General features: G+C 73.8%; 22 protein-coding genes. 6 read left to right on the top strand and 16 right to left on the bottom strand.

The window, feature by feature from the left end:
• Positions 1 to 50 precede the first annotated feature (50 nt).
• The 10 genes from ACPPVX_RS21150 to ACPPVX_RS21105 all read right to left on the bottom strand — a co-directional run bounded on the left by ACPPVX_RS21150 (position 51) and on the right by ACPPVX_RS21105 (position 9,489).
• Positions 51 to 2,618: a hypothetical protein gene (locus ACPPVX_RS21150; RefSeq protein WP_426572558.1), complete on the bottom strand. Its 2,568-nt coding sequence runs from the start codon at positions 2,616 to 2,618 to the stop codon at positions 51 to 53.
• Positions 2,619 to 2,706: 88 nt separating this feature from the next.
• Positions 2,707 to 3,006: a hypothetical protein gene (locus ACPPVX_RS21145; protein WP_426572557.1), complete on the bottom strand. Its 300-nt coding sequence runs from the start codon at positions 3,004 to 3,006 to the stop codon at positions 2,707 to 2,709.
• The gene (locus tag ACPPVX_RS21140) at positions 3,003 to 4,277 is read right to left on the bottom strand and encodes an ArsA family ATPase (protein ID WP_426572556.1); all 1,275 of its coding nucleotides are present in this window, start codon (positions 4,275 to 4,277) and stop codon (positions 3,003 to 3,005) included. Before ACPPVX_RS21140 ends, ACPPVX_RS21145 begins: the two co-directional genes overlap by 4 nt.
• Positions 4,274 to 4,717: an SRPBCC family protein gene (locus tag ACPPVX_RS21135; RefSeq protein WP_426572555.1), complete on the bottom strand. Its 444-nt coding sequence runs from the start codon at positions 4,715 to 4,717 to the stop codon at positions 4,274 to 4,276. Before ACPPVX_RS21135 ends, ACPPVX_RS21140 begins: the two co-directional genes overlap by 4 nt.
• A gap of 72 nt (positions 4,718 to 4,789) precedes the next feature.
• Positions 4,790 to 5,236, bottom strand: coding sequence for a hypothetical protein (locus ACPPVX_RS21130; protein ID WP_426572554.1), 447 nt, complete (start codon positions 5,234 to 5,236; stop codon positions 4,790 to 4,792).
• Positions 5,233 to 6,360 carry a glycosyltransferase family 4 protein gene (locus ACPPVX_RS21125; RefSeq protein ID WP_426572553.1) on the bottom strand — a complete coding sequence of 376 codons (1,128 nt, stop codon included), beginning with the start codon at positions 6,358 to 6,360 and terminating at the stop codon, positions 5,233 to 5,235. The genes ACPPVX_RS21130 and ACPPVX_RS21125 overlap by 4 nt, the downstream gene beginning before the upstream one ends.
• Positions 6,357 to 7,511 carry a tRNA epoxyqueuosine(34) reductase QueG gene (gene queG, locus ACPPVX_RS21120; RefSeq protein WP_426572552.1) on the bottom strand — a complete coding sequence of 385 codons (1,155 nt, stop codon included), beginning with the start codon at positions 7,509 to 7,511 and terminating at the stop codon, positions 6,357 to 6,359. The genes ACPPVX_RS21125 and queG overlap by 4 nt, the downstream gene beginning before the upstream one ends.
• A gap of 20 nt (positions 7,512 to 7,531) precedes the next feature.
• Positions 7,532 to 7,750 (bottom strand): hypothetical protein, encoded by a 219-nt coding sequence (locus tag ACPPVX_RS21115; RefSeq protein WP_426572551.1) that lies wholly within the window; start codon positions 7,748 to 7,750, stop codon positions 7,532 to 7,534.
• Between the two features lie 65 nt (positions 7,751 to 7,815).
• Positions 7,816 to 9,195: an NYN domain-containing protein gene (locus ACPPVX_RS21110; RefSeq protein WP_426572550.1), complete on the bottom strand. Its 1,380-nt coding sequence runs from the start codon at positions 9,193 to 9,195 to the stop codon at positions 7,816 to 7,818.
• Positions 9,196 to 9,255: 60 nt separating this feature from the next.
• Complete coding sequence (locus ACPPVX_RS21105) at positions 9,256 to 9,489, bottom strand: hypothetical protein (RefSeq protein WP_426572549.1); 234 nt, start codon at positions 9,487 to 9,489, stop codon at positions 9,256 to 9,258.
• Positions 9,490 to 9,558: 69 nt separating this feature from the next.
• Here ACPPVX_RS21105 and ACPPVX_RS21100 point away from each other — a divergent pair, with 69 nt between their 5' ends.
• The 3 genes from ACPPVX_RS21100 to ACPPVX_RS21090 are packed head-to-tail and all read left to right on the top strand — an operon-like array spanning position 9,559 to position 12,160.
• Positions 9,559 to 11,247, top strand: a complete 1,689-nt coding sequence (locus tag ACPPVX_RS21100; protein WP_426572548.1) for a DEDD exonuclease domain-containing protein — start codon at positions 9,559 to 9,561, stop codon at positions 11,245 to 11,247.
• Positions 11,244 to 11,873 carry a hypothetical protein gene (locus ACPPVX_RS21095; protein ID WP_426572547.1) on the top strand — a complete coding sequence of 210 codons (630 nt, stop codon included), beginning with the start codon at positions 11,244 to 11,246 and terminating at the stop codon, positions 11,871 to 11,873. Before ACPPVX_RS21100 ends, ACPPVX_RS21095 begins: the two co-directional genes overlap by 4 nt.
• Before the next feature lie 11 nt (positions 11,874 to 11,884).
• Positions 11,885 to 12,160 (top strand): Lrp/AsnC family transcriptional regulator, encoded by a 276-nt coding sequence (locus ACPPVX_RS21090; RefSeq protein ID WP_426572546.1) that lies wholly within the window; start codon positions 11,885 to 11,887, stop codon positions 12,158 to 12,160.
• 1 nt (position 12,161) lies between these two features.
• On the opposite strand, the gene trpD is transcribed toward ACPPVX_RS21090, so the two are convergent.
• Positions 12,162 to 13,226, bottom strand: coding sequence for an anthranilate phosphoribosyltransferase (gene trpD, locus ACPPVX_RS21085; RefSeq protein WP_426572545.1), 1,065 nt, complete (start codon positions 13,224 to 13,226; stop codon positions 12,162 to 12,164).
• A gap of 81 nt (positions 13,227 to 13,307) precedes the next feature.
• On the opposite strand from trpD, the gene ACPPVX_RS21080 reads away from it, so the two are divergent.
• The 3 genes from ACPPVX_RS21080 to ACPPVX_RS21070 all read left to right on the top strand — a co-directional run bounded on the left by ACPPVX_RS21080 (position 13,308) and on the right by ACPPVX_RS21070 (position 15,748).
• Entirely contained in the window at positions 13,308 to 13,955 is a 648-nt protein-coding gene (locus tag ACPPVX_RS21080; protein ID WP_426572544.1) for a cytochrome b N-terminal domain-containing protein, read from the top strand.
• A gap of 85 nt (positions 13,956 to 14,040) precedes the next feature.
• Entirely contained in the window at positions 14,041 to 15,012 is a 972-nt protein-coding gene (locus tag ACPPVX_RS21075; protein ID WP_426572543.1) for a GlxA family transcriptional regulator, read from the top strand.
• A gap of 82 nt (positions 15,013 to 15,094) precedes the next feature.
• Complete coding sequence (locus ACPPVX_RS21070; protein WP_426572542.1) at positions 15,095 to 15,748, top strand: DJ-1/PfpI family protein; 654 nt, start codon at positions 15,095 to 15,097, stop codon at positions 15,746 to 15,748.
• Positions 15,749 to 15,760: 12 nt separating this feature from the next.
• On the opposite strand, the gene ACPPVX_RS21065 is transcribed toward ACPPVX_RS21070, so the two are convergent.
• From ACPPVX_RS21065 to ACPPVX_RS21045, 5 genes are all read right to left on the bottom strand, one after another.
• Complete coding sequence (locus ACPPVX_RS21065; protein ID WP_426572541.1) at positions 15,761 to 16,246, bottom strand: hypothetical protein; 486 nt, start codon at positions 16,244 to 16,246, stop codon at positions 15,761 to 15,763.
• Between the two features lie 92 nt (positions 16,247 to 16,338).
• Positions 16,339 to 17,403: a hypothetical protein gene (locus ACPPVX_RS21060; RefSeq protein WP_426572540.1), complete on the bottom strand. Its 1,065-nt coding sequence runs from the start codon at positions 17,401 to 17,403 to the stop codon at positions 16,339 to 16,341.
• A 2-nt stretch (positions 17,404 to 17,405) separates the two neighbouring features.
• Positions 17,406 to 17,828, bottom strand: coding sequence for a nitroreductase family deazaflavin-dependent oxidoreductase (locus ACPPVX_RS21055; protein ID WP_426572539.1), 423 nt, complete (start codon positions 17,826 to 17,828; stop codon positions 17,406 to 17,408).
• A 122-nt stretch (positions 17,829 to 17,950) separates the two neighbouring features.
• Positions 17,951 to 19,120, bottom strand: a complete 1,170-nt coding sequence (locus ACPPVX_RS21050) for an acyl-CoA dehydrogenase family protein (RefSeq protein WP_426572538.1) — start codon at positions 19,118 to 19,120, stop codon at positions 17,951 to 17,953.
• 79 nt (positions 19,121 to 19,199) lie between these two features.
• Positions 19,200 to 19,706 (bottom strand): GNAT family N-acetyltransferase, encoded by a 507-nt coding sequence (locus ACPPVX_RS21045; protein WP_426572537.1) that lies wholly within the window; start codon positions 19,704 to 19,706, stop codon positions 19,200 to 19,202.

The raw sequence follows: 19,706 nt of genomic DNA, 5'->3' as shown, positions 1-19,706 counted from the left end.
CCGTGAGGGCTGGTCGATGTTCCACCCCTGACGGGGAGGATCGACCAGCGCTAGGCGGAGTGGACCAGGGCGCGCTCGGAGCCGATCTGGGCGGCCCAGGCCACGGCGGCCTCGCGGTCGCTCACCAGCACCACCTGCACGGCGTCGGCCAGGCGGACGAGCCGGTCGAGGACCGAGGTGAGCTCGTCGTCGTCGAGCACGGCGAACGGGTCGTCGAGCACGAGCGGAACCGACCCCGCCAGCCCCACCGAGCGCAGGGCGGCCAGACGGGACATGAGCTCCCAGTCGATGTCATCGACGAGCTTGGCCCGGTCGAGCTGAGCCGCCTCGGCCGACGCCGCTTCCTCGGTGGCGGTGGCCTGGGCGAAGGCAGCATCGACCTCGGCGAGCGACGCCGCGGTGGTCTGCTCGGCAGCCGCCGCCTGGGTGACGAGCTGCTCGGCGTTGGCCACCCGCTCCTCGGAGGCCTGGACCATGGCGTCGACACCCGAGGCGCCCACGGCGTCCTCGACGGCCCGGCGGGCGGCATCCTCACGGACCGCGGAGCGGGTGAGCGCCGCCTCGGCCTCGCCAGCGGCGGCGACGGCCGCATCGAACGACGGGCCGTTGGCGAGGGACACGTCGGTCTCGGCCTCGGCGACCGCGGCGGCGGCCTCCTCCTCCTCGGTGGTGCACCGGGCCAGGTCGGCCTCGAGGGTGGTGAACGAGTCGCTGGCCCGACGGTGCTGGGCCACGGCGTCCTCGGCAGCGGCGACCGCAGCCTGGGCGGCTTCGACCTCGGCCCACCGCGCCTCGCGCAGCGTGACCGACTGGGCCGCCGGATCGGCATCCTCGGGGGCGGCGCTGCTGAGCGGCTGGGCCAGCTCGGGCAGCGGCACCAGCAGCGGCACCTCGTCCTGGCCCCGCTCGCGGGCGGCCCGGACGGTGGCGATGGCATCGTCGAGCGCGGCGAGGGCCGTGGCGATCTCGTCGCGCCGCTCGTCGGCCGTGTCCTGCTCGGACAGGTAGAAGCGGGCCAGCATCACGAGGTCGTCTCGGTCGTACGGCGGGCCCACCACGGCGACGCCCGCGAAGTTGAGCTCGGTGGCCAGCTCGGCCGACGCAGCCTCGTCGGGGGCCACCGGCTCGCGCAGCGCCCGCAGCTCCTCCTCGGACTCGGGGCCGGTGGGCTCGTGCCCGAGCAGGGCGGCCACGCGGGGGGCGACGGCGTCACGGCGCTGGAGCAGCTCCGTGCGCCGACGGGCGCGGTCGGCCGCTCCCGGCAGGGTGGCGAGCTGCTCCTCGGCCGTGCTCAGGTTGGTGCGCGCCGCATCGAGCACGCTGCGGTTGGCGGAGCCGACGCCCCGGCTCGACGAGCTCATCATGTAGTCGGCGTAGGTGGAGAAGCCGAGGCGCTCGAGCACCCGGCGCTCCTCGATGCGGGCCTCGTCGAGCTTCTTGCGGAGCCGGCTGCCACCGAAGCGGGCCTCGGTGCGGTCCTGGGCCTCGAGCACGAGGGCGTGGGCCGCTTCGACCTTGACGATCTGCTCGGGGGTCAAGACGGGCTGGTTGTACTCGACCTCGGCCTCGATGACCTGCTGGCGGGCCTCGGCGACGCGCTGCTCGGCCGCGTACTCCGCGTCGGAGACGCCGGCATCGAGGGCGTTGAGCTGCTGGTGGAGATCTCGCCAGGTGTCGGCCAGCGCAAGGGCCGCGACCACGGGCGGGGCCTCGCTGGTGGCGCCGAGCATGCGGTCGAGCGCGCCCTGCACCCCGCCGGAGTCTCGGCTGCCGACGGCCTCCTGGAGGCGCACGATCTCGACGCGCCGGCGCTCGAGGTCGGCGAGCATCCGGCTGGCCGGGCTGCTGTCCTTGTCGGGATCGGCCTCGCCGGCGGCGGCCTCGGCGGCGGCGAGCTCGGCGCGGCGGGCGACGAGCTGATCGGTGGGGTCGTCGGCGATGAGCGGCCGGGCCTGCTCGACGGCAGCGGCGGCGTCGGTGGCCTTCGCCATGGCCTCGCGGCGGTGCTCCCGGGTGCGCTCGAGCCGTTCCGCCGCGGCCGCTCGGGCCTCGCTGGCCACGTCTCGGGCCAAGACGGCCTGGTTGAGCGCCTCGAGGTTGCGGGCCCGCTCCTCGACGGCCGACGCGATCTCGGCCTCCATGCGAGCCCGGGCAGCGTCGGCGGCGGCGATGGCCTCGCGGGCCGCGCCGTCGCCACGGCGCAGCTCGTCGAGCTCGCCGAGCGCGGCGGTGCGCTCGGCTACGGCGGCGCCGAGCGCCTCGCGCTGGCGGGTGATCTGCTCGGTGAGCTCGCGGCGGCGGATCAGGGCCCGGTCGCGCTCGGCCACGGCCTCGGCCACCCGGGGATCGTGCCCCGGGAGCTCGGCGGCGCGCACGACGGACGGGACGGGCCGTTCGAGGTCGAGCAGTGCGAGCGACGTGCGGTCGAGCGGGAACTCGATGCCGTGGGCGATCAGCTCGCCCTTCGCGTCGAGGTCGGTGCCCGAGGCCAGCCCGCCGAGCACCTCGATGAGCCAGGCGCGCCGCAACGGGTCGAGGCCCCTGACCACGGTGACCTGCCCGTGCAGGTCGACCGCGGGGCGGTCACCAGCGACGTCGCGCACCTGGAGCACCTTCACTGCAACCCTCCATCTCCGCGAGCGATCGCGGGACCAGCCAGGGGGACGGTACCTGATGGGCCGTCGGCCCGGTACCGCCCGGAGGCGATCAGGACACCGGGATGCGCTGGACCGGGGGCTCGCCGTCGTCGTCGTCGGGTCGGTGCGGGGCCGTTCCGGAGCTGCGGGGCCGACGGCCGGCCACCGATCCGAGCAGATCGGCGATCCCGGCGGCGGCCTTGGGGTCGTCGACGAGCTCCTCGGCGACGTCGAGCAGCGCCCGCGTGGCCGCGATCACCTCGTGGGCGGCGCGCTGGAGGTGCTCGAGGCCCGACTGGACGCGCGGATCGTCGGTGAACGCGTCACCCGTCGGTGGCTCGGCGCCGAACGCCGGCCCGGGCTCGGTCATCGGGCCCGGCCCGCCGTCCGCTCGCCGCGACGGGCCCACCCGGTGGATCTCGCCGGTGGAGCACCACCTGCATCGGTCGCATCGACCCCGTCGGCATCGGCATCGGCATCGGCCGAGAACGTGACCCGCAGCTTGCCGTCGCGCAGGGAGGCGGCCCGGACCTCCCGGCGGCGCAGGGAGTCGGGCAGCAGGAGCGCCCGGCGGTGGCTCCCGACGCGGATGAGGAGCTCGTCGTCGCGACGGCCGAGCTCGAGCTCGTCCTTGTCGGCGAACGGCAGCTCGACCGACAGCTCGTAGCCGGTCCCCTTGCGGACGACCTGGAGCGGCTCGCCCGGGTGCAGCACCGCCGCCGGATCGAGGTCGGCGTAGAGGTGCTCGGCGAAGGCGCGCAGGGCGGTGACACCGACCAGCTCGTCGGACGCCAGCTCGGCGCGGAGGATCGGCAGCGGCGCGAAGCCGTCCTCGATCGACGACAGGTGCTCGGCGTGGCGGGCCTTCCACTCCTGGAACCAGGGGTCGGTGATGGCCTCGGGGAGCAGGCGGTTGGCCACCACCGCGTCGACCCGGTAGCCGAACAGCGACAGGTAGGTGTAGGTGCGGCGGGCCTCGGCCACCACCAGCCGCTCGGGGTTCACCACCAGGCGGACGCTGGTGCGCGAGGTGTCGGTGAGCAGCTCCCGCACCCCGTCGAGCCGGTCGTAGAACTTGGCGGCCGACCCGAAGACCTCGTCGCCGGGGACGGGGAGGCCGGCCATGCGCCCGAGCAGCGGCGACACCACCTTGTTGAGCTTGCGCGACGTGGGGAACACGCGGTCCATGTACCAGCGCAGGATCTCGGGGAGGCTCAGCAGGCGCAGCGTCTCGGCGGTGGGCGCGCAGTCGACCACCACGACGTCCCACTCGCCGCTCTCGGCGTAGGCCTTGATGTCGCTGAGGCTGAAGATCTCGTCGAGGCCGGGGATGACCGACAGCTCCTCAGCCTCGATGGCTGCCACCCCGGCCCACTGGAACACCTCGAGGAGCCAGGCCTGGATCTCCTGCCAGGTGTCCTCCATGCGAGCCTGGGCATCGAGCTGCTGGCCCCACAGGCCGGGCACGATCTCGACGGCCAGGTCGCCCAGGTCGACCCCGAACGCGTCGGCCAGCGAGTGGGCCGGGTCGGTGCTGAGGACCATGGTGCGCAGGCCGGCATCGGCGCAGCGCAGGGCCGTGGCAGCCGCGGTGGTGGTCTTGCCCACCCCGCCCTTGCCGGTGAAGAGGAGGACCCTCACGCGGGGCCCGATCGCTCCGCGTAGGCCTTCAGCTCGTGGAGCGCTGCGTGCATGATCTTGGTCTGGGTGCGCCGCTTGACGAACCCGGGGAGCGGGACCACCAGCTCCACCTCGAGCTCGTAGACGACGTCGGTGGCGCCACCGGCGTCGGCCAGCAGGTAGTGCCCGTCGAGCTTGCGCATGATGTCGCCCTCGGAGAGCACCCAGCGGAACACGTTCGGGTCGGTGTGGTCGTAGGCCAGCGTGTAGTGGATCGAGCGGCCCATGCCGGCGGCGCGGAAGCGCACCGAGGTGCCCCGGCCCTGATCATCGGTCTCGAGGACCTCGACCGACTTCAGGTCCTTGGCCCACTCGGGGTAGCGCGGGAAGTCGAGGAGGATGGCGCGGACCGCGTCGGGTGGGGCGGCGATCGTGGTCGTCTCGGTCGCTCGATCAGCCATGGGTCCAGGACGCTCCAGATGGTCGGTGAGACGTGCGGTTCCAGGGTTGGTCCCCGGGCACAGGGGCCGAGGCTACCCGTGGGAGGAGTCGTCCCGGGGCGGGAAGGTGGCGTACGACGATGCCCACCAGGCGATGATGCCGATCCCCCACAGCGGGGCCATCACCTCGAACGGGAACGGCCTGCTCACCGCGATCGAGACGGCGGCGATGGCGATCTGGGCGAACCAGAGGCCCATGAACACCCGCTGGGTCTCCTTGGGCGCCGAGTCGGTCAGGTAGAAGAGCCCGGCCATGTCGATCTGCTCGGTGCGGCTGCGGCCGACGGCGCGGAAGAACCCGATGCCGAAGCCGATGCAGCCGCCGATGAACAGGGCGCCCGACACGATCAGGTTGAGGATGGTGATCGCATCGGCGTTGCTCACCGCCAGCAGGATCAGGACCACGAACATCGCCACGGTGCCGATGAGGTCGGCCACCAGGAGGCTGCGGCCCTCGATGTCGGGCAGGAGCCTGCTCACCGGAACGCCGATCCATCGAGGGCGGTGCGGAGGCGGGCGGCCAGCACGTCGTAGGCGAACGACTCCTCGGCGCGCCGGCGGGCCGCCTCGCCCATCTGCCGGCGCAGGTCGGGGTCGACGATGAGGGTGCGCAGGGCCTCGGCCAGCGCGGCGACCGAGGTGGGGTCGCTCACCACCAGCCCGGTCTCGCCGTGGACGACGGCCTCCGCCGCTCCCCCGCTGTCGCCCGCCACCTGCGGGACGGCGCACGCCGCGGCCTCGAGGAACACGATGCCGAACCCCTCCTGCTCCAGGCCCAGCCACCGGTTGCGGCAGTCCATGGCGAAGATGTCGGCGGCGCCGTAGAGACCGGGCAGGTCGGCATCGTCGACGCGGCCGACCATCCGGACGGGTGCGCCCAGCTCGGCGATCAAGCGCTGGAGGCGGGCCTCGTCGCGGCCCCCGCCGCCGATCACCACCTCGAGCCCGGGGTGGATGGGCGCCAAGCGGGCGGCGGCGCGGATCAGCACGTCCATCCCCTTGCGGGGCACCAGGCGGCTGACCGACACCACCAGCGTCGACTCCGGCGCCACCCCGAAGCGGGTGCGCACCTCGGCGCGCTGCTCGTCGTTCAGCGGGACGAACCGGTCGGTGTCGACCCCCGGCGGGACGAGCACCACGGGCAGGCCGCGGCGGGCGGCCCGCTCCCCCTCGTCGGCCGGGTAGCCGCCCGCTGCGATGACGATCTCGGCCCCCCGCAGGACCCGGGCCAGCGCGTGGCGCGGGCCCGGGACCCGGCCGGGCACGGTGATCTCGGCGCCGTGGAGCACCAGGCCGTACGGGCGGGCGAGCGAGGGGCCCACGTGCCCGAGCGGCAGGGCCGGGTCGAGCAGCACGATCTCAGCCCCCACCCGCTCGGAGGTCTCGTCGATGCGCCGCACCAGCGCCGAGGTGGGGAGCATCACCGAGCGCTCGATGCGCTCGACGTGGATGGGCGCGGCCGCATCGAACTCGTGGGCGCCCGGGTACGGCGTGGTGAGCACGGCGGCCTCGTCGGCCGGGAGGCGGCGCCACAGCTCCCACAGGTACGACTGGATGCCGCCGATCTTGGGAGGGAAGTCGTTGGTGACGAGGAGGTGCTTCACGCCGTTCCTCGCGGCGCCACGGGCGCAGCCAGCTCGGCCTGCACCTCGGGATCGGGGTCGTCGGCGAGGTCCACCAGCAGATCGTCGCACCCGAGGCGCCGCGCGGACCACACGGCGTGCGCCCGCAGGAGCGCATCGGAGCCGCTCAGGGCCCTGGTGAGCGCGGCGCGCACGACCGGATCGGTGCCATCGCCGACGTTGCCCAGGACCACCAGGGCGTTGCGGCGCAGGTACCGCGGGTCCCGGTTCGGGATGTACCAGCGGCCGTGGCGGTCGAGGAGCTCCTGATCGGACGCGGCCAGGACGCCCAGCACCGGGACCCACGCCTTCTCGGGCCGGCCCAGCGCCACCGCCACCCCGCTGCCACCGGGCGCAGCCCGGCGGCGCTCCAGCCGGTTGGGCGGGCAGACCTCCTGGCAGTCGTCGCAGCCGTACAGGCGATCGCCCAGCGCCACCCGCTGGTCCCGGGGGAACGAGCCCGTCACCTGGAGCGACCACGACAGGCAGCGGCGGGCGTCGACCGTGCCGGGCGCCACGATGGCCCCCGTGGGACACGCCGGCCGGCAGCGCTCGCAGGTGCCGCACCCGTCGGCCACGTGACGGCCCTCCGGGACGCCGTCGATCTCGCTGAGCTCCAGGTCGGTGAGCACGGTGCCGAGGAGGTACCAGCTGCCGCGGCCGGGCAGCAGCAGGTTGGCGTTCTTGCCGAACCAGCCGAGGCCGGCCCGCTCGGCGACCGGCCGGTCGACGAGGTGGTTCTGGTCGGACACCACGCACGCCCGGTGCCCGGCCTCGACCAGCGCATCGCACACCGCCTGCAGCCCGGCCAGGAGCCGGTCCTGGTCGTCGGCCCACACGTAGCGGGCGACCCGGGCGAGCGGCCCCACCCCGTCGGGGGCGGGTGGGAGGTCGCGGTGGTACGAGGTGGCCCCGGCGATGAGCGTGCGGACCCCCGGCAGCGTGCGCTCGGGCTGGGTGGAGCGCTCGGGCTTGCGGTACGTGAACTGCATCGAGCCGTTGAGGCCGGCGGCGCGCCTCTCCTCGAGGATCTGGCGGGCGTCGTCGAACGGCTCGGCGGTGGTGGCCGCCACCACGTCGAGGCCCGCCGCCCGGCCACGCGCTTCGAGATCGGCCCAGCGCACCTGCCCCACCGGGCCATGGTCGCGCAGCGCTACCCGGTGGAGCGGATGTGGCGCAGCGGCGGGGCCAGGCCGGCGTCGTCGAGCAGGCGCAGGGCCCGGGCCTCGGCGAGGTCGACCACCACGGGGGTGTCGGCCTCCGCCCCGCACAGGAACGTGATGATGCAGTCTTCGCACGCATCGGTGGCTTGCAGGGCGCACTCGTCGCAATCGATGCGCAGGACGTGATCGGACTCTTCGATGCGGTGCATCAGGACCTCCTGTGGTGGGGAGGCCCATCTTCCCCAGGGGGTCCGACAGCGAGGCCGGCGCGGCGTCAGCGGCCGGCTGCGACGAGGAACGCCCGAGACCCGACGGCCACCGCGCCGAGGCGGCGGGCATCGGCGGCCACGGCCCGGTCCGAGGACACCACCACCACCGCCTGGTCCACGGGCGTGGCCACCAACAGGTCGGTGATCGCGTCGTCGGCGGTCTGGCCCGTGGCCGAGAACCGCACCCGCACGGTCTTGCTGGCCTTGGGGGCGGTGACGGCGTCGTCGCCGTCGAACACCACGATCACCTTGGCGCCCGAGCGGGCCTGGACGTCGTCGAGCAGGGCGACCGTGCGCCGGCGCTCCTCTTCGGGCGCCAGACCCGACCAGGCGGCGCGGGCCACGTTGTAGCCGTCGACCACGAGGAGGTTGGAGGCGGTGGCGATGAGGTGCCGGTGGGCTTCGACCGTGCCGTCGAAGACGCCCGGCGGCAGGGCGGGGTGGCGGCGCGCCCCGCCCTTGGCCTTGTGGCCCTTGGCCTTGTGCCGCTTGTCGGGCGCACCGTCGTGGCTGCGCTTGGCCTTGCGGCCGGGCTCGGGGTCAGCAGCCGCCCCGGGGGCCGGCGCGGCGGTGAGCGCCGCGGCGGCTCCGGCCAGCGACGCAGCGAGGTCCTCGGCCGCCTTGGCCGCGGCGCGGATCGAGGCGCCGACCGCCGCTCGATCGATGCCGTCGTCGACCGGTGGCTGCTGGGCCTGCTGCGGTGGCGGCGCGGCCGGCAGCGGGATCGTGGGGACCGCGACGGCGACGGCCGGCGGGGCGGCGGAACCAGGAGCAGGGGCGCCGCTCGACCGCACCTGCCGCAGCTCGGCCTCGGCCTGGCGGGTGGCCTCCCGCGCCACCTTGAGGTCTCGGCGCGCTTCGGCCAGGCGGGCCTCGACGTCCTTCGACGTGCGCACCGCAGCGTTGCGCTCGTCCTGCAGGGTGCGCACCGACTCGGCCAGGCGGTCGCGCTCGGCGCGCAGCTCGACCCCGATCTTGCGCGCCTCGGCCAGCTGGTCGGCCGTGCGGCGGCGGGCGGCGTCGGCATCGGCTGCCGCCTTGCGGAGCCGGGCCACGGCGGCCTTCTCGTCACGGCGCCCAGGGGCGGCTTCGGCGGGCTCGGCCGACGGTGCTGCCGCGGCGGCGGCCTCGGAGGGAGATCCGGCGACGGCCGGGTCGGCCATCCAGTCGACGGGCCGGTGCAGCCACAGCCACCCGGCTCGGCCGAGGGCGGCCTCGTCGGCCTGCTCGGCCACCCGGGCCCGGAACATGCCGTCGTCGTCGACCACCCGCTGGATCACGCCGTAGGCGGCCGACGACAGCCGCGAGAACCCGAGCACGGGCCGCAGCGCACCCGGGGCCGGGACGCGCGGGTCGGCGGCCTCGCCCTCGATGGCCACCGCCACGGCCAGACGGCACGCAGAGCGGAGGGCCTTCGGGTCCAGGTCGGGACCCGGGGGCGTGGCTCAGCCCTCGGTGGCGGTGTCGACGGATTCGTCGAGCGGTTCGACGTGCCCGGCGGCGCCGCACCAGCGGCACTCGACCGACTCGATCGCCTCGTCGAGCACCTGCTCGTCCTCGACGGACAGCTCTCCTCCCACCGTGAAGTGGTGGTAGGCGCGGGTGCGACGGGTCGATGTGACGTCGAAGCGGGTCAGGTTCCCGCACGACGTGCACCGGTAGCGGGCAGTGGAAGGCACCCGCCGATCGTATCGGCCCGTCGGAGAAGAACACTTGTTCGGAGAACGCTTGTTCGCTACGGTCCGCCCATGCAACGCAGCTTCGATGAGCTCGGCACCCCGCTCGACGAGGTCACGTTCTGCGTGCTGGACCTGGAGACCACCGGGGGCACCGCGGCCGATGGCGGCATCACCGAGATCGGGGCGGTCAAGCTGCGCGCCGGCGAGCAGCTCAGCACGTTCCGCACCTTCGTGAACCCCGGCCACTCGATCCCCCGCCAGATCACCATGCTCACCGGCATCTCCGAGTCGATGGTGGCCGACGCACCCCCGCCCGACTCCGTCCTCCCCACGTTCCTCGAGTTCATCGGCGACGCGGTGATCGTGGGCCACAACGTGCGGTACGACCTCGGCTACCTCAACGCCGCGCTCGAGCGCTCGGGCCGGCCCAAGCTGGCCAACCGCGTGCTCGACACGCTGCGCCTCGCCCGGCGGCTCGTCCGCGACGAGGTCCCCAACTGCAAGCTGGGCACCCTGGCCAACCGGTTCCGGCTCCCCCACCAGCCCAGCCACCGGGCGCTCGACGACGCGCTCGCCACGGGAGACCTGCTGCACCTGCTCATCGAGCGGGCCAGCGCGTTCGGCGTCTGCGGGCTCGACGACCTCATCGACCTGCCCACCATGGCCGCCCACCCGCAGGCCGCCAAGCTGCGCCTCACCGACCACCTCCCCCGCAAGCCCGGCGTCTACCTGTTCCGCGACGGTGGCGGCCGCACCCTCTACGTCGGCAAGGCCACCGACCTGAGGTCGCGCGTGCGGTCGTACTTCTCCGGCGACGATCGGCGGAAGGTCGGCCAGCTGCTGCGAGAGGTCGAGCGCATCGACCACGTGGTCTGCCCCAGCGCGCTCGAGGCCGCCGTGCTGGAGGTGCGGCTCATCCACCGGCTCGAGCCGCGGTTCAACCGGCAGTCCACCACCTGGCGCCGCTACTGCTACCTGAAGCTCACCGCCGAGGCGTTCCCGCGGCTGTCGGTGGTGCGGGCCATCCGAGACGACGGCGCCCTCTACCTGGGCCCGCTCCCGTCGAACAAGGCGGCCAAGCGGGTGGCCGAGGCCATCGAGACGGCCGTGCCGCTGCGGCGCTGCACGGGATCGCCGTCGGCATCGAGCCGCACCGGGTCGTGCGCGCCGGCCCAGCTGGGCGTGGCCACCTGCCCCTGCGCCGGGGCGATCGGCCCGGAGGCCTACGCCGCCCTGGTGGCCACCGTGCGGCGCGGCCTCCTGCACGACCACGCCCTCCTGTTGGGGCCGCTCGAAGCCAAGATGCACGCGCTGGCCGCCGAGGAGCGCTTCGAAGAGGCGGCCGACATGCGCGACCGCGCCGCCGCGCTGGCGGCCGCGCTCAAGCGCCAGCGCCGGTTCGACACGCTGCGGCGGGCCGGACGGGTGGTGGTCGAGGTCGACGGCCAGTCCCGCGCCGAGCTGCTGCGCGGCCGCCTCGTCCGCACGTGGACCATCACCAAGCAGGGCATCAGCGCGGTGCCCCTCCCGCTCGACCTCGACCCCGCGGCCCCCGACCACCTCGCCGTCCCGCTCCCCGGCGATGCCACCGCACCCGGCGCGCCCCTCCCCAAGGCCCTCGCCGACGAGCTGGCGTGCGTCGCCCAGTGGCTCGACCGGCAGGGCCACCGCATCCGCGTCATCCACGCCGACGGCGCGCTGGTCCCCGCCGGTCCGCCCTTGCCAACGTTCGAGCCGCCGGTACCCTTTCGGAGGTGAACTGGTTCCTGGTCACGTTCCTCGGCACGGCGGGCGTGATCATCGTCGCGGCGTGCGTGGCCGCCCTGTTCGTGCGCCACCGGCTCCGCCGCCGCCACCGGGTCCACCCCAAGGTGGCCACCGGCGCGCCGATCACCTGGCTGGCCGATCCGCGGCCGCCGGCCCGGCTCCACCGCCGCCTGGCCAAGGTCGGCCGCACCGCCGGTGCGGTCGCCGACGACCACCGCATCCCGCAGAAGCGGCTGCGCCGACCGGTCGAGCAGCCGCCCATGGTCGAGCTGGCCGAGGAGCTCCGCCAGCAGGCCGTCAACCTCGACCACCAGCTCGCCCGCACCTCGCAGCTGCCCAGCGGGGTGCGCCGCTCGCACCTGGCCGAGCTGGCCCGATCGGTGTCCGAAGCCGAGTTCACGTGCGTCCGCCTCGTGTCGGTGAGCACCACCGTCCGCACGCCGGCGGTCCTGGCCGGCGGGTCTCGCACCGACCACGCCGGCGACATCACAAACGTGGCCGGTCAGGTGGAGCGCCTGGCCGAGGCCCACCGCCTGCTCCAGCAGATCGACGAGCGGTCCGGGCTCGCCGCCGGTCCGGTGGCCACCTCGCCCACCCAGATCACCGCCCGCCGCTAGGGTCCGCGGCCATGGTGCACGCGTTCTTGCTGATCAAGTCGCAGCCGGCCCGGGTGGCTGCGCTCGCCGACGAGCTGACCGAGGTCGACGGGATCGCGGAGGTGTACTCGGTGGCCGGCGACGTCGACCTGATCGCGGTCGTCCGGGTCGCCCGCCACGACGATCTCGCCGATGTGGTCACCCGCGGGGTGGCGGCGCTGCCCGGCATCGTGGAGACGCGGACCATGGTGGCGTTCCAGGCGTTCTCGAAGCGCGACCTCGACGCCCTCTGGGACCTGGGCGAGTAGGTCAGGCCGGCTCGTCGAGCTTGGCGGCCTGCGACTCGGCGACCAGGCGCTCCAGGGCGGCGGCGGCCTTGCCCTCGGCCAGCGACGTGCGGGCGGCGTCGACCCCGTCGCTCCAGGTCTCGACCAGGCCCGCGGCCAGGAGGCCGGCGGCGGCGTTCAGGGCCACGATGTCGGACCCCGGCCCCGGCGTCCCGTCGAGGATGATCCGGGCGAGGCGGGCGTTGGTGGCGGGGTCGTCCCCGCGCAGCGCGTCGAGGGTGGTGAGCGGGATGCCGTGGTCGGCCGGGTCGATGTCGTAGGTGCGGACCTCGCCGTCGCGCAGCTCGTGGACCGTGGAGGTGGTGGTGGTGGTGAGCTCGTCGAGCCCGTCGTGGCCGAACACCACGAGCGCTCGCTCCGAGCCGTTGGCCGCCAGCACCTGCACCATGCGCTCGGCCATGGCGCCGTCGGCCACCCCGGTCACCTGCCGGCGGACGCGGGCGGGGTTGGCGAGCGGGCCGAGGAAGTTGAACACGGTGGGCACCCCCAGCTCCTTGCGGGTGGGCCCGGCGTGGCGCATGGCCCCGTGGTACCGAGGGGCGAAGCAGAAGCCCATGCCGGCCTGGCTCACGCAGCGCGCCACGCCCTCGGGGCCGAGGTCGAACGCCACGCCCAGCGCCTCGAGCACGTCGGCGGTGCCGCTCGACGACGACGCCGCCCGGTTGCCGTGCTTGCAGACCCGTCCGCCTGCGCCGACGACGGTGAGCGCGGCGAGCGTGGACACGTTGATGCTGTGGGACCGGTCGCCACCGGTGCCCACCAGGTCGATGACCCCCTCGGGGTCGTCGAGCTCCACCCGCACGGACCGGTCGAGCATGGCGTTGACCAGGCCGATCAGCTCGTCGGTGGTCTCCCCCTTCATGCGGAGGGCGACGATGAAGCCGGCGATCTGGACCGGGGTGGCGTTGCCATCGAGGATCTCGCCCATGGCGGCGGCGGCCGTGGCCCGGTCGAGGTCGCCCCGCTGGGTGAGGGTGCCGAGCACGCTCGCCCAGCCGCCGGTCTGGTCCCACGTGAGCCCTGTCATGGCCGACAGCATGTCAGGTGGCCGCCGGGCCGCCGTCCACGGTTCGCCAAGGCGACCTGGCGCCACGGGTACCGTCTGGCCATGACGGCGATGGCGGAAGCGGCGGCGCGGCCCACCGAGGCTGGGTCGGAGGCGAACGACCGGCTCCGGGCGGTGCGGCGAGCGCTGGTGTGGGCCCTCACGGCGGAGGTGGCCCTGCTTGCGCTCACCGGCGTGTACCTGGCGTTCTTCTACCGGCCCACCGCGTCACAGGCGTGGAACGACATCTACCAGCTGCACGCGTCGGTCACGACCGCCACCCGGGTGCGCACCGTGCACCGCTGGACGGCGTGGGCCGCCATCTCCACCGCGGTGCCCCTGGGCGGCGTGCTGCTCGGAGAGGGCGTGGCGCGCTGGCACGGCCCCGACCGCAGGCGCCGGGGCGTGGCGACCGGGCCGCTGGTCGTGCTCGGGATCCTGGTCGCCGCCTACCTGGGGACGCTCCTCCCGTGGGATCAGCTCGCGCTCTGGGCCGTCACGGTCGGCACGGACATGGCGGGCTACCGACCCCTGTTCGACGACAAGGTCCGGTTCGTGATCGTGAACGGGAGCCAGGTCGGCACCGCCACCGTCCTCACCGTGCTCCTGCTCCACGCCATCGTCGTCCCGGGGCTGGTGCTCGGCCTGCTCGGGCTGAGCAGCGCCCGGGACCGACGGGGCCCACGGGCGCCCGACCAGTCCGAAGGCTGAGCCACCGGCCGGTGCGGCTGCGGCTGGCAGGGATCGTCAGAAGGTTGTCATTGCCGCCAGACGCAGTCGGGCGCACACTGACGGCGTGAGCACGCCGCGAACCATCGTCCTCGTCGCCTTCGACCACCTGCAGCTGCTCGACCTGGCCGGGCCCGTCGAGGTGTTCGACGCCGCCGACCGGATCGTCGGCGGCGGGATCTACGAGACCACGATCGCCACCCCCGACGGCGGGCGGGTCCGGACCACCAGCGGCATCGAGATCGGCGCCGACCGGGCCATGGCCGACGTCCCCGACACGTTCGACACCGTGATGGTCGTGGGCGGGCGCGGCACCCGGCCTCTCATGGCCGACGAGCCCTTCCTGGCGAGCCTGCGGGACCTGGCCGGTCGCGCCGATCGCATCGCCTCGGTCTGCTCCGGGGCGCTGGTGCTGGCGGCCGCCGGGCTGCTCGACGGGTACCAGGCCACCACCCACTGGGGCTCGTGCGACCTGCTCGCCGAGGTCAGTGGTCAGGTGGAGGTGCTCCCCGACCAGATCTACGTGCACGACCGGGATCGGTGGACCTCAGCCGGGGTCACCGCCGGGATCGACCTCACCCTGGCCATGGTCGAGGCCGACCACGGCCCGGAGCTGGCCCACGAGGTGGCGGCGTGGCTGGTGGTCTTCGCCCGCCGCCCCGGCGGCCAGGCCCAGTTCAGCGCCCAGCTCCAGGCCCAAGCGGCCCGCACCCCCGCCATCGCCGGGGTCCAGCGGTGGCTCCCCGACCACCTCGCCGACGACCTCACCGTCGACCGCCTGGCGGAGCGAGCCGGCATGAGCCCCCGCAACTTCGCCCGCGCCTTCCGGGCCGAGACGGGCACCACGCCCGCCGCGCACGTCGAGGAGCTGCGCGTCGAGGCCGCCCGCCGCCTCCTCGAGACCACCGACCAGACCGTGGCCTCGATCGCCCGCCACGTCGGCATCAAGCACGCCGAAACCCTTCACCGGGCGTTCGGCCGCCGCATCGGCACCACCCCCGACCGCTACCGCCAGCACTTCGCCCGCACCCCCGCCTGACCCCGTCGATCTCAGGTCACCAACCCACCTCACCGGGGCCTGATCGACCCGAGAATCCGCATCACCGATCCAAGGAGCAACCATGCAGATCGCCATCGGCCTCTACCCCGAGTTCACCGCCCTCGATGCCATCGGCCCGTACCAGGTCTTCACCCAGGTCCCCGGCGTCGAGGTGGTGCTGTGCGCCGCCCAGCGCGGCCGGCTCTCCGACGACAACGGGCTGCTGCACCTCGACATCGAGCACACCTTCGACGAGATCGCCGCACCCGACCTGTCGCTGGTGCCCGGTGGCTTCGTCACCCGGCGCCTCGCCCGCGACCGGGACCCGATCGTCGACTGGGTGGCGTCGACCCACGCCACCTCCACCTACACCACCTCGGTGTGCACCGGCGCCCTGCTGCTCGGCGCCGCCGGCATCCTCGACGGCCTCGACGCCACCACCCACTGGTACGCGTACGACGAGCTCGCCACCTACGGCGCCACGCCCACCGAGCAGCGGGTGGTGCAGCAGGGGAAGATCTGGACCGCTGCAGGCGTGTCGGCCGGCATCGACCTGGCGCTCACGCTGGTGGGCGAGATCTGGAGCCCCGAGCTGTCGCAGGCCATCCAGCTGGGCATCGAGTACGACCCCCAGCCCCCGTACGACAGCGGCGCCCCCAGCAAGGCCGACCCAGAGGTCCTCGCCCTGGTCCGGGCCGTCAGCGCCGAGAAGGAAGCCGCCGTCCGCGCCGGCTGACCCGGGACCCGGTCACGCCACCCGGCACGGATGGGCCCCGACGACCGTGGCCTCGAACCCGACACGAGGGGCATCGCCTTCGGTGATCTCGTCCAGGTAGGCATGGGCGCTCCACGCCCCGAAGGACCGATGGAGCTCGGTCGTCGCTCCCGGCGACCGCGTGCCGATCCAGCCCTGGGCGTGCAACGCCGCCACGATCCGCTCCGCCGTGGCCCCGACGTCGTCCGGGGCCGCGGCCCAGGTGGCGCTCGCCGCGGGCTGGAACACGCTGCCGCTGTCGATCGCGCAGCCCCGGTACGACGCCGGATCACCGGACCCCTGGGGCACGCCGACGTCGTGTACCTCCGTCACGATCTGATCGAGGCGAGATTCGGTCAGCGACAGCTCCGATCGATCGGCGGTCCAGGTGGGCTCGTCGATGGAGGTGGCGGCATCCACGAGCGTCCAGGCCGCCATGCCCAGCAGGCCCACCACCACGAGGATCACCCCGATCACCACCCAGGTGAGCGGCCGGTTCCACCGTCGGACGGGGACCTCCGCCCTGCCGTGGTCGCCCGCCGTGTCCGTGGTGTTCGCCGTGTCCGCTTCGATCAGTCGAGCCTACGCACCGTCACGCCCACCGCCGAGGGCACCAGATCGACGATCCGCCACGAAGGGTCCACCGCCAGCAGGGCGGCGGTGAGCTCGGCGGCCGTCGTCGCACCCGGCCCGCGGCCGGTGACGATCGTGAGCGAACCGCCGTCTCCGCCGGCACCGTTGACCTTCCACCCGGCGGCGCCCCGCGACCGGGCCACCTCGATGGCGGCCTGGTGGGCGGGCCCGATCAGGCCGGCGTGGAGCGAGCGCTGCGCCTCGGTGGACGCGGTCAGCACCTCGGCCCAGCGGTCGACGTCGCCCTCGGCCAGCGCGGCGGCCGCGCCGCCGGCCAGGCTGGCCAGGCGGCGCAGCGCCCGACGGGCCCGGTCGTGCTCCACCCCGCCGCACCCGACCATCGCGTTGATGACCTCGGCATGGACCGCAGACGAGTCGTGCGGCCCGAACACCACGGTCACCAGCCGCTCCCCCAGCTCGTCGAGGGCGGCGGCCGACACGGCGACCGGCTCGTGGCGCGCCTCGGGGTAGGCACCGATCGCCAGCAGGCCGCAGCCGCCCATGGCCGCCGCCCACTGGTCCTGCACGCCCGACTCGCGCCCGGCCCGCTCGGCCTCGACCTGGTGGGCGAGCACCGCGACGTCTGCCGGCGTCCGGGTCCCCCCGACCAGCGCATCGAGCGCGGCGATGACCACGACCACGACCGAGGCCGATGTGCCGAGCGACGCGCCGGCCGGCACCGCGGCCGTGACCCGGACGGTGGCCGACAGCCCGGCGGGGAGCGCGCCGTCACCGAGCACGGCCCAGATCGCGTGGTCGATGATCGGGTGGTCCGGCTCGATCGCGCCGGACGAGATCCCGTACCGGCTGCCGACGTCGGGCAGGTCCACGAGCACGGTCGCCTGCTGCGAGGCGTCGGCGTCGACCAGGCTGGCCTCGACGGTCACGCCGGGACCGACGGCGAGGTGGCACACCCGACCCGGCGCGCCGAACCAGGTGTCGGTCCACCCGCCGACATCCGCGACCCGGACCGGTGCCGTGGCCACCACCCGCCGGCCCAGCACGGTCAGACGCGGTCGAGGACGACGACCGGGATGATCCGGTCGGTGGCGTCCTCGTAGCCCTGGAACTGGGGGTAGGCCAGCTTCTGGCGGGTCCAGAGGTCTTCGCGCTCGTCGCCCTCGGCCACGCGCGCCCGGACGGGGAACGACTCGGTGCCGTACTCCACCGTGGTGTCGGGGTTGGCCACGAGGTTGTGGAACCAGTCGGGGTTGTCGGGAGCGCCGCCCTTGGAGGCGAAGATCACCAGGCTGTCGCCCTCGACCAGCGCCATCAGCGGGGTGAGGCGCACGGTGCCGGTACGGGCGCCGGCGTGCGAGACGATCACCATCGGCGCACCCTCGAACGGGCCGCTCACCTTGCCCTCGTTGGCGCGGAACTCGGCGATGATCTGCTGGTTCCAGTCGTTCATGGCGGCGGCGTCGGACACGGTGGTTCCCTTCGTGGACCGGGACGTTCCCGGTCTCCCTGCTCGGACGAGCCGTCCCAAGCTACTGCTGTGCCGGCGCCTGTGGTTGCAACTTCAACTGTCCAAGTCTCAAGCAGGGTCCGTCAGTCCCACCACAGGTCGTGGGCCAGGACGCCACGGGCGATGAGCCCGAGCTGCACCTGGGAGGTGCCCTCGACGATCGTCAGCTGCTTGGCGTCGCGGTAGTACAGCTCGGTCATGTGGTCCTTCATGTAGCCGGCGGCGCCGAGCATCTGGAGGGACAGGTTCGAGGCCTTCACCGCCACCTCGGTGGCGTAGTACTTGCACATCGACAGGTACGGCACGTCCTCCTTCTGGTACCGGCCGGCGTCGGCCATGGACGCGGCGCGGTAGGTCAGGAGGCGGGCCGCCTCGATCTCGGTGGCGAGCTTGGCGATCTCCCACTGGATGCCCTGCATGTCGGCGATGGTCTTGCGGAACGCGGCGCGCTCCTTCACGTACTCGGTGGCGTACATCAGCGCCCCCTCGGCCAGGCCGATGCCGCGGGCGGCCACGATGGGCCGCATCGAGTTGAGCCCCTGCATGGCGAGCTGGAAACCGCCGATCTCGCCGATCACGTTCTCCTTCGGCACCCGCACGTTGGTGAGCAGCAGCTCGCCGGTGTCGACGCCGCGCACGCCCATCTTGCGATCGGTGGAACCGACCTCGACGCCCTCCCAGCTCCGCTCCACGATGAACGCCGAGATGGAGTTGTGGTTGCGCTCGGTGACGTCGTCGGAGGTCTTGGCGAAGACCGTGTACCAGTCGGCTTGGACCACGCCGGAGATCCAGCACTTGGTGCCGTTGAGCACCCACTCGTCGCCGTCCTGCACGGCCTTGGTGCGCATGCCCATGACGTCGGAGCCGGCCTGCGGCTCGCTCAGGCAGAACGCGGCGCGCTTCGAGCCGTCGGCGATGGGGGCGATGTACTTCTCGTTCTGCTCGGGTGAGCCGGCGATCATCACCGGGCCGGTGGGCAGGCGGGTGAGCAGCAGCATGAGGGCAGCCGTGTTGGAGTACTTGGCCACCTCCTCGATGGCGATGGTGAGGCCCAAGATCCCGGCCCCCGAGCCGCCGAGGTCCTCGGGGATGCACAGCCCGAGCAGGCCCGCGTCGCGGAACACCTCGAACAGGTCCTGCGGGTACTCCCCCGTCTCGTCGATCTCTTGTGCTCGGGGCTTGACCTTGTCCTGGGCGATGCGCCGGCAGGTCTCCTGCAGCGCGGCCAGTTCCTCAGAGAGCTCGAAGTCCATGGCCGCCGACGGTACCGGCGCCGGGTTCGACCGGTCAGATCCGAGTGCCGCGGCGACGACCCCCCGTTGACGAGGTGCGTCAGAGGGGGCGGATCATGGCGACCTGGTTGAGGCGCGGGTCGAGCTCGTAGGGGATGGTGGCGCCGGTGGGCGCGAAGCCCTCGTTGCGGTAGAAGGCCTTGGCGAACTCGTTGCGCTCGACCACCCACATGCGCAGGCGATCGGCGCCGATGGTCTCGGCCCACTCGGCGACGGCGGCGAGCAGCGCGGTGGCCACGCCGACGTCGCGGTGACCGGGTGCCGACCAGAGGCCGACCAGGTTCACGATGCCGCTCTCGTTGGCGTACGCCCCGATCATCCCGACGGGCTCGGTGGCGGCGCTGGGGTCGGCGAGCTCGGCGAAGAAGGTGGCCTGGAGGCCGCCCGACGCGTTGGCGATGGCGGCTTCGACCCAGTGGTCGTCGCCGCGGGCCTCGGCGCGGGCCAAGGTGGTGGTGGCGTCGCCGGGGGCATCGGCCAAGGCGGCGAGGCGGATCGCCCGCAGCCGCGGTCCCTCGTCGGGTCGGATGCGGCGGACGACGAACAC

It is taken from the genome of Aquihabitans sp. McL0605 (genome assembly GCF_049993875.1).
Taxonomy (GTDB): domain Bacteria; phylum Actinomycetota; class Acidimicrobiia; order Acidimicrobiales; family Iamiaceae; genus Aquihabitans.
The sequence above is the reverse complement of the archived record's forward strand: the minus strand, read 5'-3'. Positions and strand labels throughout refer to the sequence as shown.

Coding starts and splice junctions, on each gene's coding strand:
- ACPPVX_RS21145 (WP_426572557.1), bottom strand. CDS start 3,006: ATGACCGAGCCCGGGCCGGCGTTCGGCGCCGAGCCACCGACGGGTGAC.
- ACPPVX_RS21135 (WP_426572555.1), bottom strand. CDS start 4,717: ATGGCTGATCGAGCGACCGAGACGACCACGATCGCCGCCCCACCCGAC.
- ACPPVX_RS21115 (WP_426572551.1), bottom strand. CDS start 7,750: ATGCACCGCATCGAAGAGTCCGATCACGTCCTGCGCATCGATTGCGAC.
- ACPPVX_RS21100 (WP_426572548.1), top strand. CDS start 9,559: ATGCAACGCAGCTTCGATGAGCTCGGCACCCCGCTCGACGAGGTCACG.
- ACPPVX_RS21090 (WP_426572546.1), top strand. CDS start 11,885: ATGGTGCACGCGTTCTTGCTGATCAAGTCGCAGCCGGCCCGGGTGGCT.
- trpD (WP_426572545.1), bottom strand. CDS start 13,226: ATGACAGGGCTCACGTGGGACCAGACCGGCGGCTGGGCGAGCGTGCTC.
- ACPPVX_RS21080 (WP_426572544.1), top strand. CDS start 13,308: ATGACGGCGATGGCGGAAGCGGCGGCGCGGCCCACCGAGGCTGGGTCG.
- ACPPVX_RS21070 (WP_426572542.1), top strand. CDS start 15,095: ATGCAGATCGCCATCGGCCTCTACCCCGAGTTCACCGCCCTCGATGCC.
- ACPPVX_RS21050 (WP_426572538.1), bottom strand. CDS start 19,120: ATGGACTTCGAGCTCTCTGAGGAACTGGCCGCGCTGCAGGAGACCTGC.